The sequence below is a fragment of the Streptomyces sp. NPDC058579 genome, assembly GCF_042718575.1.
GTDB lineage: Bacteria > Actinomycetota > Actinomycetes > Streptomycetales > Streptomycetaceae > Streptomyces.
Map to the genome: position 1 here is coordinate 45,834 of NZ_JBHXPI010000011.1, position 13,947 is coordinate 59,780.

Genomic DNA, 13,947 nt, shown 5'->3' on the forward strand with positions numbered 1-13,947 from the left:
GGCGCGCGGTCAGCTCGTCCTGTGGCGACTGGAGTCGGGCCGCTCCTGGCGCGGGGGGCGGGGGTGGCGGCCGAGGAGTTCGGCCAGGCCGCGGCGGGTGGCGGCGACGAGGACACGGTCGCCGACTCCGAGGACGCGGTCCGGCTCCAGCTGCCAGACGAGGCCCGCCGAGTGCCTGACGAGGGGGGTCGAACCGGTGGCGCGGGCGATGATCCGCCACGCCCCCGGGCGGAATGCCTCGGCGACCGTACGGCCCTCCAGGAACGGGTTGCCGCCCGCCTCCACGGCCGCGAAGAGCAGCACCCGGCGCTCCACCGGGATGGCGCCCAGGATCTGGCGGCCCATCATGGCGCCCGCGAAGGCGGGGGCCGCCAGGTGCGACACGCTGCGGCTGCGGGTCAGGGCCTCCGGGTGGGCGGCGCGCAGGGTCCGGTAGACGGCGGTGGCGAAGTCGTCGTCGTACAGCCGCAGCGCGACCCGGAGGTCGGGCTTGACGGAGCGGGCGGAGAGCGCGGCCTCCAGGTTGGTGATGTCGATGCTCGTCAGCGCGAGCAGGGCGTGCGCCCGGTGGATCCGGGCGGCCTCCAGGACACCCTCCTCCGTGACGTCACCGATGACCGTGGGCACCCGCAGCCGGCGGGCGAGCGCGATGCCACGCGCCTCCGGGTCGGACTCGACGCAGACCACGGGGATGTCGAGGCGTATCAGCCGGGCGAGGACGCGGGTGCCGACCTTGCCGAGGCCGAGGAGCACCACGTGCCCTGAGAGCCCGCGGGGCGGGCGGCGCAGCGAGGTCGCGCTGCGGAAGGTGCCGAGGGCCTCCAGGATGCCCGCGATCAGCACCGGCATCAGGAGGAGTCCGACGAAACCGGCGAGGATCTGCAGCACCTGACGGCCGGTCGTCTCCTCGACGGCCGGGTCTCCGATGGCGAAGATGTCGAGGAGCGTGAGGTACGCGGCGTGCAGGGGGTGGTAGCCGGTGGTGAGCCAGGTGGCGAGGGCGATCGCCCCGACGGCGGCGGTGACGCCCGCGAGCGACCAGCGCAGCCGGCGGGAGAACAACGAGCCCATGGGCAGCGCTGAGGCGCCGAAGCGCTTGTTGGAGAGCGTGGGGCCCGCGTACGTGATCGTTTCGAGGGCGACCGTGCCCCGTCCCGGTGCGGCGGCGACGGCACGGTCGTCGGGCAGCAGCAGCGGGCCCTGGGCGCCACTGCCTTCGGCGCCCTCGACGCCTGCCGGGTCGTTGGTGGTCGCCGAGAGCAGCGCGAGCGTGCAGAGCCCCGGGTCGGCGACCTCGCCCCGTACGGGCGGGGTCCGCTCGACGGCGCGCAGCAGCAGTCCGCCGGCCTGCACGACCTTGCTCGTACCCGCGACGGCGGTGGCCGCGAGCGAGGGCGCCGCGGTGTCCGCGTCGGAGAGCACGGTCGTCGCCGCGTCGAGCTCCTTGGGGTCGAGGCCGGGCTCGACGACCGTGGCGGCCTGGTCCAGGAGCGTCTCCAGGTGCTGGCCGAGCTTGCGGTTGTAGAGCCGGATGACCAGCCGCAGTCTCGGGTTGAGCCGCCGCGCCGCGAGGGCGGCCCGGATGTTGGTCTCGTCGTCGTCATGGACGAGGGCGAGCGCGGCGGCCCGCTCCACCCCCGCGTCGATCAGCACTCCGTCGTCGACCTCGACCGTCTCGACCAGCCGGATCGACCGGCCCTCGGGCACTGCGCGCTGGTCCCCCACCGGCGTACGCGTCATGGCGGCGGTCACCCGGCCGAAGAGCGACGCGGCGCGCCCCGGACGGCCGGACGGCGCCTGCGGCTCGTCGCCCCGCGCGGGTACGAGGAGGGTGATCCGCTCCCCGTACACATCATGGAGCTCGTGGGCGAGCCGGTGCGCGAGGACGTCGTCACCGCAGACGATCATGTGACCGGCGGGGGCGGGCGGCGGGAGCCGGTCGGGCCGCGACGCGGGCGCGCCGAGGGGCGTGCCCTGCGGGTCGGCGGAGGGCGACCGCCGCGCGGGTTCCGGCGGAACGGGCATGCTCTGGTACGGAAGTGAGGACACGTCACCAGCATGCCGTGCGCCACCGACACTCCGGCCACCGCCCAGGGGCCCGAGTTCCGGAGCCCGACCGTCCGCACTGTCCGCACCGCCCGGGCCGTCGCTCCCAGGCCTTACGGGACCCGTCACTCGCCCCCGACGAAGCACGGACGAGTCCCCGGCGAAGCCCGGAAACCGCCCGTACGCCACTCCTAGTACGCCGGTCGGCGCACTTCGATCTGCGAGGGGCGGTCCCTCTTCCTACGGTGGCTGAATGATCGTCATGTCAGCTGTCCGCCACGCTGCCGCCGGTGCCGCGGCGCTGCTGCTTGTGCTGCCCGTACCGATGGCCGCGGCCTCCACCGTCACCGAACCCACGCCTCCTGCCGAACGCTTCATCGATCCCGCCCGGCTCCACCGCTCCGGGACCCAGGTCCAGCCGATGTCCGGCGGGCCGGAGGCGCCGTCCTCCGTCTCCGCGCTCTCCTGGCTGGTGGCGGACGCCTCCACGGGCGAGGTCCTGGCCGCCCGCAACGCGCATCGGCGGCTGCCGCCCGCCAGCACGCTGAAGACCCTGTTCGCCGTGACCGCGCTCCCCCGCATCGATCAGCGGGAGCAGCACACGGTCTCCGAATCGGAGCTGGCGGGGATCGGCAGCGGCAGCAGCATGGTCGGGGTCCAGGCCGGGCTCACGTACAAGGTCTCGGACCTGTGGAACGGGGTCTTCCTCAATTCGGGGAACGACGCGGTACGGGTGCTCGCGGCGATGAACGGCGGCTGGGAGTCCATGACCCGTCAGATGCAGGACAAGGCCCGCGCGCTGGGGGCGCGTGACACCCGGGTGGTCTCCCCGGACGGGTACGACGCGCCGGGGCAGGTGTCCTCCGCCTACGACCTGGCACTCTTCGGCCGGGCCGGGCTGCAGGACCCGGACTTCGTACGGTACTGCTCCACGCCGTACGCGGACTTCCCCGCGGGCGGCTGGTCGTACGGCATCCGCAACACCAACCGGTTGCTGACCGGGGAGGACGGCGTGAGCCGCTATCCCGGGCTCATCGGCGTGAAGAACGGCTACACCACCAACGCGGGGAACACCCTGATCGCGGCCGCCCGGCAGGGCTCGCGGACGCTGGTCGTGTCGGTGATGAACCCGCAGTGGGGCGGCGGGCTCGCGGTGTACGAGGAGGCGCGGACGCTGCTGGACTGGGGCTTCGACGCGGCGGGACGGGTCCAGCCGGTGGGCTCCCTGGCTCCGTCGGCCGTACGGGACCGGTCGAAGGAACGGCAGGTGCAGAAGGCCACGGGGAAGCCGGCGAAGGGGGCCGCACCACAGGCGGGCCCGAAGGCGGGTCCCAAGGCCGCCACCGAGGCGCGCCCCAAGGCAGGTCCCAAGGCCGGTGCGGCGACCGGTCCTGACGCGCTTACCGAGCAGCGGGCCGGCGCGGCGACGGTCTCCGAGGACGTGGCCGCGCTCGCCGGACCCAGGAAGGCCGTACGCCACGAGGACGTGCCCTCGGGACCCTGGGCCGGGCTTCCGCTCGCCCTGGTGGGGGCGTCGCTCGGCGCCGCGCTCTCGCTCTGGGTCTGGCGCCGCAGATCGGCCGGGCGGGGCGACGGGAGCGTGTGACCGCCGGTCGCGCGGCGCGCCACGAGAGACCGGGGCCTCACGCCACGGGCCCCGGTGAACGCCGCGCGACCGGCTCCCCACCCTCCCGTCAGGCGGGCAGGAAGTCCCCGAGCAGCTCGGCGAACTCCTCGGGACCGACGAGACGTATGCCCAGCTCCTCCGCCTTGGCCCGCTTGGACCCGGCCTTCTCGCCCGCGACGACGAGCCCCGTGCGCTTGGACACGCTGGAGGAGGACTTGCCCCCGGCCCGCTCGATCAGTTCGTTCATCTGATTGCGGCTCAGGGCCTCCAGCGGCCCGGTCATGGCACCGGTGACGACCACCGCCAGGCCCGCGAGCGGGCCGGCCGGGGCGTCGGCGACGGCGGCCACGGCCTCTCCGTCGGTCGCCGGCGGGGGTGGCGGGGTGGCGCCGGGCTCGGTCATGTTCACCCCGGCGGCGACGAGCTTGTCGACGACCGGTCCGAGCTCGGCCAGCTCGGCCACGATGACCGGCGCCTTCTCCGCCCCGATGCCCTCGACGCTGCGCATCGCCTCCTCGTCGGCCGCGCGGACGGCGTCCATGGTGGCGAAGTGTCGGGCGATCCGGCGGGACATGGAGCGGCCCGTGCCCCGGATGCCGAGCGCGCACAGGACGCGGGAGAGCGGTCGGGTGCGGGCGGTGGCGAGCGCGGCGAGCAGGTTGTCCGCGCTGGTCTCGCCCATCCGCTCCAGGCCGAGGAGCTGCTCGCGGGTGAGGGTGAAGAGCTCGGCCACGTCGGCGACGAGTCCGGCGTCGACGAGCTGGACGATCCGGGACACGCCGAGCCCCTCGATGTCGAGCTGGTCGCGGCCGACGGCGTACGAGAGGGAGGCCACGAGGTGGCAGTTCCGGCCCTGTGCGCACCGCCACCGCTGCTCGCTGCGGTCGATCTCCGAACCGCACTGCGGGCACGTCTCAGGGAACTCGATCGGCTGCTCGTCCCCGGTCCGCAGGTGGGCGACCGGCGCCTCGACCCGGGGGATGATGTCGCCCGCCTTGTGGACCATCACCCGGTCGCCGAGGCGCAGATCGCGGCGGGTGATGTCCGAGGGGTTGTGCAGCGTGGCGTACGTGACGGTGCTGCCGTCGATGTCCACCGGCTCCAGGACGGCGCGGGGCGCGATGATTCCCGTGCGGCCGACGTTCCACTCGACGGCGAGCAGCCGGGTGACCTTCTCGACGGCCGGGAGCTTGTACGCGATCGCCCAGCGCGGCGCCCGGGAGCCCTCGCCGGCCTCGCGGCGGTCGGCGGCGAGGTCGGCCTTGACGACGATCCCGTCGATGCCGAACGGCAGCTCCGCCCGGAGCGCCGCTATCTCCTCCACTCTGGCCAGGACCTCGGCCGCGCCGGTCACCATCCGGCCGGGAACGGCGGTGGCGGCCGAGGTGTGCAGCCCGAGGGCGACGGCCCGCGCGAGCAGCTCGCTGTGGGCCGCTTCGCCGAGAGCGGCCGGCGCCGCCGCTTCATCGCCGTCCGGTTCGTCCAGCGGCAGCATGTCGTAGGCGAAGAAGGTCATCTCGACGCGGTACGGCCGGTCCTTGGCGCGCAGGGTGCCCGCCGCCGCGTTGCGGGGGTTGGCGAACGGCTCGCCGCCGTGGGCCACCCGGACCGGGTTGGCGGCCTCGAACTGCTCGGTGGTCATGAGCACTTCACCGCGGACCTCGACCGTGACGGGCTCGGCGAGCCGCTCCGGCAGACCGACGATCGTCCCGATGGCGTGCGACACGTCCTCCCCGGCCGTGCCGTCCCCACGGGTGATCAGGCGGGCGAGCCGCCCCTCTTCGTACCGCGCCGCGATCGCGAGTCCGTCGAGCTTGGGTTCGACGCTCCACCGCTCCACGGTCCGGCCGATCCGGCGCTCCAGGGAGGCGGCCCAGGCGGTGAACTGCTCGGCGGAGAAGACGTTGTCGAGCGAGAGCATCGGCCGTGTGTGCGGTACGTCCCCGGTCGCCGCGCCGCCGGCGACCTTGCCGGTCGGGGAGTCGGCGCGGGCCTGCCCGGGGTGGTCGGCCTCCCAGGCCGCTATCGCCCGGGCGAGGTGGTCGTAGGCGTCGTCGTCCAGAGGGGACGTACCGCCCGCGTAGTAGGCCGCGGCGGCGTGCGTGGCATCCTCGACCGCCCGCGCGTACGCGGCGGCATCGGCGAGAACCGGAGTCGTCGTCATGGTCTCCATCGTGCCGGGCACCACTGACAACGGGCCCGGGCGAACGCCGGGCGACGCCGGGGCCGCAGGCCCGGGACGCCACGTCTCCGCGACGTCAGGTCGGCCAGGACTTCGGCTTCAGGTGGCGGGACCAGCGGATGACCAGCTTCAGCAGGCAGGTCAGGGTCAGCACCCACATGCCCGCGAAGGCCCAGATCAGAGCGGGTTCGCCGGACGCGACCGCCAGGACGAGCAGCCCGAGGGTCAGGACGCCGAGGAGCACGACGACGACCGTGAGCCCATGGCGGTGGCCCGGGCGCGGGCCCCGCTCCGGCGACACGTCGTCACGCGCCCCGTCCTCACGCGCCCCGTCCTCACGCGCCCCTTCCTCGGGCGACACGTCCGCACGGAGATCCCGCTCCATCTCGGCCAGGATGCGCCGCTCCCGCTGCGAGAGCCGTGCCTCTTCCATCACCGGACACCTCCACCCGCACGCCATGCCCCTTCCGCCCCGGCGGGTACCCGCGAGGCGCCCCGGAACACTCCCCAAACCGCCCTCGGGCCACACCTCACCACCAGCCCAGAACGGTAGAATCCTGAGCGAACACGATCGTTCCGGACAACCACCTGGTGGAGGGACGGCAGGGAGTCGTGACGACGTCCGCGGCGGGCCCCGAAGGGCCCGGCATCACCGGCCTCTCGGCCGAGAACAGGCGACTGCGCGCCGAACTCACCCGCCGGCATCTGATCGACCTGGCCACCGGAGTCCTCGCGGCCCAGCTCGGCGCCTCCCCCGCCGACGCGGCCGAGCACCTGGCGGCCCTCTCCCACGCGACCGGCCTCGGCGTCGAGGACCTCGCCGCCGACGTCGTCAACGGGGTCGCCGGCCTGTCCGGATCGGAGCCGTCCGCCGCCGTGCGGGCGGAGCCCGCCCCGGCCGCGCCGGTCGTGTTCAGCACCCCCGACGAGCGGCGGGCGCGGCAGGCGGCCGCCGCGGCCGAGACCGCGGACACGGTCGGCGAGGCGGCCGGCGCGCTGCTGGAGGGCGGACTCGTCCCGCTCGGCGCGGAGTGCCTCTGGCTCTGGCGGCGCGACGCGTGGGGCTGTCTGCGCCTTGCCGGGCACGCGGGTGTCGGAGCGGCGGAGGCGGCGGCCTGGCGGTGGATCCCCCCGGCCGCCCCGCCCGCGTTCCGCACGGTCCTCGCCGACGGCTCCCCCGTGTGGCTGGACGACGGCCCGGAGGCCGGGGACGTCCTGCCGGGCCCCGCCCGCCGTTCGGCGCGGGCGCTCCTCCCGCTGCGGTCGCGCGGGGTGACGGTGGGCCTGGCCCTGGTCGCCTGGCCGGGACGCGTCGTCTTCGACGCGGCCCTGAGGAAGGCGCTGGTCGGGCTCACCGACGTGGCGGGCACCGTCCTCGACGCGGCCGACTCACCCTCCTCGACGGTGCCGGGCCTGGTGGACGTCCTGGACGCCCTGGTCCACCCGGCGATGCTGCTACGGCTCGCCCCGCCGGCATCGACACCCACCTCACCGCCCACCGCGCCTCCCACCGCGCCTCCCACGGTCGAGCACCTCAACGACTCCGCCGTCGCCGCCCTCGGCGGCGCGCCGCCGGCCGAGGACCGGTCCCTGCCCCTCGCCCTCCCGCACGTCCACGCCGACCTCGCCCACCTGGCCCGGCGCGCCCACCGGACGGCCCGCACCCAGCGCGTGGCCCGGCTCCCGGCAGGGCCGCCGACGGGCCCCGAGGACCGGGCCGACGACGAAGACCCGCCGGTGCTGCTCGACGTACGGGTGCTGCCGGCCGGGGCCGAGCGGGCGGTCGTGCTGTGGCATGCCGCCACCGATCCGGGGCTCGCGTCGGAGCGCGCGGTGACCCGGCTGCAGAGCGTCGCGCTGTTCCAGGACAGCCTGACCGACGGCGCCACGGTCTGGTCGGAGCAGGCGTACGCCCTCTTCGGCCGGTCCCGTGACGAGCCCCCCGTACCGCTGCTCGGGCTGCGCGGCCTGGTGCACCCTGAGGACGGGGAGGCGCTGACCGGCCTGCTCAGGACGTTGACGGAGCGGCGCACCGGGGCGCAGACGGTGCTGCGGATCGTCCTCGGCGACGGCACCGTGCGCCACGTCCGGGTGGCCGCCGAGCCGCTCCTCGACGCCGGGACGGTCACCGGCTTCGCCGGGGTGTACCAGGACGTGTCCGCGAGCCGCCGGGTCGAGGCGGCGCTCAACGCGACGTTCGACCAGTTGACGGCGGTACGGACCCGGGCCGAACTGCGGCACCAGATCGCGCTCCAGCTCCAGCAGGCGATCGTGCCCGAGGTGCCGGACCTCCAGGAGTTCCCGGGACTCGTGGTGGCGGCCCGGTACCGGCCGGCCGCCGAGGAGTACCGAGTGGGCGGCGACTGGTACGACGTCCAGCCGCTGCCCGACGGCAGGATCCTCGTCGCGGTCGGGGACGTGGCCGGGCACGGCATCGACTCGGTCACCGGCATGGTGGCGCTGCACAACGCCCAGCGGGGTCTTGCCTGTACGGGCGAGTCGCCGCGGCGGCTGATGGGGTGGCTCAACGAGGTGACACTGCGCACCAGCGGGTACCCGACGGCGACGGCGGTGTGCGCGCTGTACGACCCGGTGGCGCGGGTGCTGGTCTGGGCGAGCGCGGGGCACCTGCCGCTGTTGCTCGTACGGAACGGTGAGGCGCGGCTGCTCGACCCGCCGCACGACGTCCTGCTCGGCGCATTGCCTTCGTACGCGTACGAGGAGCGGCGGACCTTGCTGCGGCCCGGCGACACGTTGCTGCTCTATACGGACGGGCTGATCGAACGCCGCCACGACGGTCTGGACGACGGGGTCGCCCGGCTCGCCGCGCAGGCCGCGCTCCTCAGCGGCCACCCGCCGGACGAGCAGGTGGAGTCGCTCCTGAACGCCGCCCCCGGAGACACGGACGACGACACGAGCATCGTGGCCGTGCTCGTACGGTGACGAAAGCCCGCGTCGTCACGGGGTCGGGCCCGACAGCCACTGGCGGACCTTGGCCATCAGCTCGTCGGCGTCGACGGGCTTCGCCACGTAGTCGCTTGCGCCGGCCGCGAGGGCGCGGGCGCGGTCTCCCGGCATGGCCTTCGCGGTGACCGCGATGACGGGGAGGGTCCTGCGGCCGGGGAGTTCGCGGATCGCACCGGTCGTCGCGTAGCCGTCCAGGCCCGCCATCATCACGTCCATCAGGACGAGTTCGACCTCGTCGTGTGTCTCCAGGAGGGCGAGCCCCGCCCTGCCGCTGTCGGCCTGGAGGACGTGCATGCCGTGCCCTTCCAGCACCTCGGTGAGCGCGTAGACGTTGCGCACGTCGTCGTCGACGACGAGGACGGTGCGGCCGGAGGTCGTGGGGTCCGCGTGACCGGCGGGGCGGGCTCCGGGCGCTTCGGCCGCGCGGTCCGTGTCGGTGGCGGGCGGCTCAGCGCCCGTGCCGGGCTCTCCGTCACTCACCGCCGTCGGCGCGGTGTGCCGGGGGGCGGGCAGGTAGAACGTGAAACGGCTGCCCTGGCCGGGGGTGGAGCGGACGTCGATGGCGCCGCCGAGCAGCCCGGCCACCTCGCGGCTGATGGAGAGCCCGAGTCCCGTGCCGCCGTAGCGGCGGGCGGTGGTGCCGTCGCCCTGCTGGAACGCGCCGAAGATGTCGTCGACCCGCTCCGCCGGGATGCCGACGCCGGTGTCGCTGACGCGGAAGGCGAGGACGGGTCCGCTCCCGCGCAGCGCGAGCGGCGGCTCGTCGGCCCCTGCGTACTCGATGATGAACTCCACCGCGCCCTCGTCGGTGAACTTCAGTGCGTTGGAGAGCAGGTTGCGCAGAACCTGCCGCAACCGCGACTCGTCGGTGGTCAGTTCCTCGGGCACGTCCGAGGAGACGGTGATGGAGAAGGCCAGGCCACGTTCGTCGGCCACCGGTCCGAAGGTCGCCTCCAGGTACTCCAGGAGGTGGTGGAGCGCGAAGCGTTCGGGCCGGATGTCCATCTTTCCCGCCTCGACCTTCGACAGGTCGAGGATGTCGTTGATCAGCTGGAGCAGGTCGGATCCTGCGGAGTGGATGACCTCGGCGTAGTCGACCTGTTTCTCCGTCAGGTTCCCCTCCGGGTTCTGACCGAGCAACCTGGCCAGGATCAGCAGGCTGTTGAGCGGGGTGCGCAGCTCGTGACTCATGTTGGCGAGGAACTCGGACTTGTACATCGAGGTCCTGGAGAGCTGCTGGGCGCGCGCCTCCAGCTCCTGCCGGCCCTGTTCGATGACGAGGTTCTTGGACTCGATGTCCTTGTTGCGGTCGGCGAGGAGTGCGGCCTTCTCCTTCAGTTCGGCGTTGGAGCGCTGGAGTTCCTTCTGCCGGGCCTGCAACTCCTGGGAGCGGGAGCGCAGTTCGTCGGTGAGCCGTTGGGACTGGCCGAGGAGTTCGTCGGTACGGAGGTTGGCGACGAGGGAGCCGACGACGGCGCCCGCGGTCTCCACGAACCGTTCCAGGAAGTCGCGGTGGAGGTCGGTGAAGGGCCGGAGCGAGGCGAGTTCGACGGCGCCGAGGACCTGGTCCTCCACGACGATCGGCAGGACGACCAGCATGGCGGGTTCGCCGGAGCCGGCCGCGGAGGCGACGGTGGCGTAGCCGGCCGGTACGTCCTCCACGACCAGGGTGCGGCGGTCGTGGGCGGCCTGGCCGACGAGCGACTGCCCGAGGCGGAAGCGGCGCGGCGGGGCTTCCGGCTCGTCGGGGGAGCCGTAGGAGGCGGTCACGACGAGTTCGGTGCCGCGCTCGTCGTGGCGGGCGAGGAAGAAGGCGCCGTACTGGGCGGAGACCAGCGGTGGCACCTCGGTCATGATGAGGTCGGCGATGGCCGGGAGGGTGCGGGTGCCCTGCATGAGGCCCGCGACCCGGGCGAGGTTGGTCTTGAGCCAGTCCTGCTCCTCGTTGGCGCGGGTGGTGGCCCGCAGCGACTCGACCATCGCGTTGATGTTGTCCCGCAGGTCGCCGACCTCGCCGGGAGCCTCCACGGTGATGGACCGGGTGAGGTCGCCCTCGGCGACGGCGCTCGTGACCTCGGCGATGGCCCGGACCTGGCGGGTCAGGTTGCCGGCGAGTTCGTTGACGTTCTCGGTGAGCCGCTTCCAGGTGCCGGAGACGCCCTCCACCTCGGCCTGGCCGCCGAGTTTGCCCTCCGTACCGACCTCGCGGGCCACCCGGGTCACCTCGGCGGCGAAGGAGGAGAGCTGATCGACCATGGTGTTGATGGTGGTCTTCAGCTCCAGGATCTCGCCGCGCGCCGCGACGTCGATGCGGCTGGTGAGGTCGCCCTGGGCGACGGACGTGGTGACCTGGGCAATATTGCGGACCTGGTTGGTCAGGTTGTCGGCCATGGAGTTGACGTTGTCCGTGAGGTCCTTCCAGGTGCCGGAGACGCCCAGGACGGTGGCCTGGCCGCCGAGTTTGCCCTCCGTACCGACCTCGCGGGCGACGCGGGTGACCTCCTCGGCGAAGGAGGACAGCCGGTCCACCATGGTGTTGATGGTCTCCTTCAGCTCCAGGATCTCGCCCCGGGCGTCCACCCGGATCTTCCGCGTCAGGTCGCCCCTGGCGACGGCTCCGGCGACCTGGGCGATGGAGCGGACCTGGGAGGTCAGGTTGTCGGCCATGGTGTTGACGCCGGAGGTCAGTTCGAGCCACACGCCGCTGACGCGCGGCTCGCGTGCCCGGCCGCCGAGCAGGCCCTGCCCGCCGACCTCGCCGGCGACGCGGGTGATTTCGGAGGTGACCAGGGAGAGCCGGTCGACCATGTCGTTGTAGACGGCCGCGATCTCGCCGAGGATGCCGCCGGCGGACTCCGGCAGCCGGATGGACAGGTCGCCGTCGCGGACGGCGGTGAGCCCGGCCAGCAGCCTTGCGAGCCCGTCGTCACCGAGACGGTCGTCGATCCCGTCGCCGCCGCGTCGGTCGGGGGGCACGCGCGGCTCGTCGGACGCGGCCGGCTGGTCGGAGCTCTCCATCGCGGTCCTCACGCTGCACGGAGGGGTACGGGTCCGGTACGGCGGCCGGGTGCGGTGCGCGGCCGTGCCGGGCCCTGTTTCTCCACTCTAGGCACGGCCCGGCGGGGCGGCAGGGCCGGTGATCGCGACCTCGAACCAGACTGCCTTCCCCTCCCCGCGCGGCCGCCATCCCCAGCCGGTCGAGAGCCGTTCAAGCAGGTAGAGCCCGTGTCCGGAGGAGCGGGCCGCCTCGTGCGGGCCGTGCGGACGCGGACGTACGGGACTGGTGTCGCTCACCTCGACCCGCAGCCGCCCGTCGGAGCCGTCGAGGCGCAGTTCGTACGGTCTGCCACCGTGCGTGTACGCGTTGGTGACGACCTCCGAGACCAGCAGCAGGACGTCCTCGACGAGAACCTCCCGCGCGCCGTCGAGCGGGCCGAACCAGTCGCGCAGGGCCTGCCGGGTGAGGTCGCGGCACTCCCCCACCACGCCGGTGCCGTCGCGCAGCTCGTACCGGCGGGCGAGCCCGGCGTCCTCCCGTCCGGTCGTCGCCATAGGAGGCCGCTGCCCGAACGGACGGTGCCAAATCACCCATCCAGGGGATAATTGCCTGAGAACGCTCGAACGACGGACCGCGCCGCCCACGCGCGGCGGCGAAGGCTCGCCCCACCCGTCGAGGGAGCCATATGCCCACTCCCCGGAACCCTCCCGCCACGGCCCGCACGCGCGCGGACGCCGAGCAGGCCGCCGTGCGCGAGCGCGCGCTGGACGGTCTGCCCGAGGTCGACCGGCCCACCGAGGTGAGCACCGGCGACGCCCAGACGCTCTCCACGGCGCTCTTCGCCCGGCTGGAGAAGCTGGAGAAGGGCACGCCGGAGCACGCGTACGTACGGAACACGCTGGTCGAGCTGAACCTCAGCCTGGTGAAGTTCGCAGCCCGACGCTTCCGGAACCGCGCCGAGCCGGCGGAGGACATCGTCCAGGTCGGCACGATCGGGCTGATCAAGGCGATCGACCGGTTCGAGACGGGCCGGCAGGTGGAGTTCTCGGCCTTCGCGCTGCCTACGATCGTCGGGGAGATGAAACGATTCTTCCGTGACACCAGTTGGGCCGTGCAGGTGCCACGCCGCCTCCAGGAGCTGCGCATCGAGCTGGCGAAGGCCGTCGACACGCTGGAGCAGCGTCTTGGCAGGCGCCCGACCCGCGCGGAGCTGGCCGCCCATCTGCACGTGGCCGAGGAGAGCGTGGCGGAGGGCGAGCAGGCCTCGAACGGCTACGTCGCCCGCTCCCTCGACACGCCCGCCTGGGACGACAAGTCGACGGTGACGGAGGGGACCCGGCGGCTCGGGGCGGAGGAAGGGGCCTTCGAGCTGATCGACGCGCTGGAGTCGCTCAAGCCGCTGATCGCGGGGCTCGACGTGCGGGACCGCCGGATCCTGGCGCTGCGCTTCGGCGAGGAGCTGACGCAGGCGCAGATCGGCGAGCGGCTCGGCCTCTCGCAGATGCACATCTCCCGGCTGCTCGCCCGGATCCTCGACGAACTCCGCACGGGCCTCCTGGAGGACGCGCGGGACCGGTGACTTCGGCGCGCGCTCGGGACAGCAGCTCCGTGTGCGCGCCCGGACCCACCGCTCCGTGTGCGCACCCGACCTTCTCAGTCCGCCCCACACCCGCCCCTCACCTCAGGTGCCCAGGGCGGGGGACCTCCAGCCAGACGACCTTGCCGCGCCCTCGCGGCTCGGATCCCCAGGCGCCGGCCAGCCGGTCCAGGACCATCAGGCCGTGGCCGCCGGGCAGTGACGGCGCCCTGGGCTGCCGTCGCCTCGGGTGCTCGGGGCTGGCGTCGGAGACCTCGACACGCAGGTGGTCGTCGCGTTGGCGCAGGACCAGCTCCTCGGGGCCGTCGGCGTGCAGGCAGGCGTTGGTGACGACCTCGGAGACCAGGAGCAGGACGTCCTCGACCCGCTCCTGCCCCTCGTCGCCCTCGGCCGGGATCCAGCCCCAGTCGCCGAGCGCCGCCTCGGTGAAGTCGCGGCAGCGCGTGACGACTCCCTTGGTACCGAACAGCACCAACCGCCGCACCTGGCCCTCGTCCACGGCGTTCCCGCCCACGACACCCTCCGCCATC

The 13,947-nt window shown here is 73.7% G+C and carries 9 protein-coding genes; 3 read left to right on the plus strand and 6 right to left on the minus strand.

Going from position 1 to position 13,947, the window contains the following annotated elements:
- Window positions 1–9 precede the first annotated feature (9 nt).
- On the minus strand, window positions 10–1,908 hold the full coding sequence (locus ACFWRO_RS16285) for an NAD-binding protein (RefSeq protein ID WP_384510507.1): 1,899 nt from the start codon (window positions 1,906–1,908) through the stop codon (window positions 10–12).
- Between the two features lie 391 nt (window positions 1,909–2,299).
- Between ACFWRO_RS16285 and ACFWRO_RS16290 the strand changes: the two genes are divergently transcribed.
- Window positions 2,300–3,652 carry a serine hydrolase gene (locus tag ACFWRO_RS16290; RefSeq protein ID WP_384510243.1) on the plus strand — a complete coding sequence of 451 codons (1,353 nt, stop codon included), beginning with the start codon at window positions 2,300–2,302 and terminating at the stop codon, window positions 3,650–3,652.
- 88 nt (window positions 3,653–3,740) lie between these two features.
- Here the strand turns inward: ACFWRO_RS16290 and ligA are convergent, their stop codons facing one another.
- Together ligA and ACFWRO_RS16300 are read right to left on the minus strand one after the other, a co-directional pair.
- On the minus strand, window positions 3,741–5,846 hold the full coding sequence (ligA, locus tag ACFWRO_RS16295) for an NAD-dependent DNA ligase LigA (RefSeq protein WP_384510246.1): 2,106 nt from the start codon (window positions 5,844–5,846) through the stop codon (window positions 3,741–3,743).
- 85 nt (window positions 5,847–5,931) lie between these two features.
- On the minus strand, window positions 5,932–6,288 hold the full coding sequence (locus tag ACFWRO_RS16300) for a hypothetical protein (RefSeq protein ID WP_384510249.1): 357 nt from the start codon (window positions 6,286–6,288) through the stop codon (window positions 5,932–5,934).
- Window positions 6,289–6,467: 179 nt separating this feature from the next.
- On the opposite strand from ACFWRO_RS16300, the gene ACFWRO_RS16305 reads away from it, so the two are divergent.
- Window positions 6,468–8,798, plus strand: a complete 2,331-nt coding sequence (locus ACFWRO_RS16305; protein ID WP_384510251.1) for a SpoIIE family protein phosphatase — start codon at window positions 6,468–6,470, stop codon at window positions 8,796–8,798.
- Between the two features lie 15 nt (window positions 8,799–8,813).
- Here the strand turns inward: ACFWRO_RS16305 and ACFWRO_RS16310 are convergent, their stop codons facing one another.
- A complete protein-coding gene (locus ACFWRO_RS16310; RefSeq protein WP_384510254.1) occupies window positions 8,814–11,840 on the minus strand; it encodes a HAMP domain-containing protein in 3,027 nt (1,008 codons plus the stop codon).
- 87 nt (window positions 11,841–11,927) lie between these two features.
- A complete protein-coding gene (locus ACFWRO_RS16315; RefSeq protein WP_384510257.1) occupies window positions 11,928–12,374 on the minus strand; it encodes an ATP-binding protein in 447 nt (148 codons plus the stop codon).
- 131 nt (window positions 12,375–12,505) lie between these two features.
- Here ACFWRO_RS16315 and ACFWRO_RS16320 point away from each other — a divergent pair, with 131 nt between their 5' ends.
- Window positions 12,506–13,399 carry a SigB/SigF/SigG family RNA polymerase sigma factor gene (locus tag ACFWRO_RS16320; protein WP_384510259.1) on the plus strand — a complete coding sequence of 298 codons (894 nt, stop codon included), beginning with the start codon at window positions 12,506–12,508 and terminating at the stop codon, window positions 13,397–13,399.
- A gap of 97 nt (window positions 13,400–13,496) precedes the next feature.
- On the opposite strand, the gene ACFWRO_RS16325 is transcribed toward ACFWRO_RS16320, so the two are convergent.
- Entirely contained in the window at window positions 13,497–13,931 is a 435-nt protein-coding gene (locus tag ACFWRO_RS16325; RefSeq protein WP_384510262.1) for an ATP-binding protein, read from the minus strand.
- Between the last annotated feature and the right edge of the window lie 16 nt (window positions 13,932–13,947).

What these genes read in the sequence shown, in the direction of transcription:
- ACFWRO_RS16315 (WP_384510257.1), bottom strand. Translation starts at nt 12,374, where the DNA reads ATGGCGACGACCGGACGGGAGGACGCCGGGCTCGCCCGCCGGTACGAG.
- ACFWRO_RS16285 (WP_384510507.1), bottom strand. Translation starts at nt 1,908, where the DNA reads ATGATCGTCTGCGGTGACGACGTCCTCGCGCACCGGCTCGCCCACGAG.
- ACFWRO_RS16300 (WP_384510249.1), bottom strand. Translation starts at nt 6,288, where the DNA reads ATGGAAGAGGCACGGCTCTCGCAGCGGGAGCGGCGCATCCTGGCCGAG.
- ACFWRO_RS16320 (WP_384510259.1), top strand. Translation starts at nt 12,506, where the DNA reads ATGCCCACTCCCCGGAACCCTCCCGCCACGGCCCGCACGCGCGCGGAC.
- ACFWRO_RS16290 (WP_384510243.1), top strand. Translation starts at nt 2,300, where the DNA reads ATGATCGTCATGTCAGCTGTCCGCCACGCTGCCGCCGGTGCCGCGGCG.
- ligA (WP_384510246.1), bottom strand. Translation starts at nt 5,846, where the DNA reads ATGGAGACCATGACGACGACTCCGGTTCTCGCCGATGCCGCCGCGTAC.
- ACFWRO_RS16310 (WP_384510254.1), bottom strand. Translation starts at nt 11,840, where the DNA reads ATGGAGAGCTCCGACCAGCCGGCCGCGTCCGACGAGCCGCGCGTGCCC.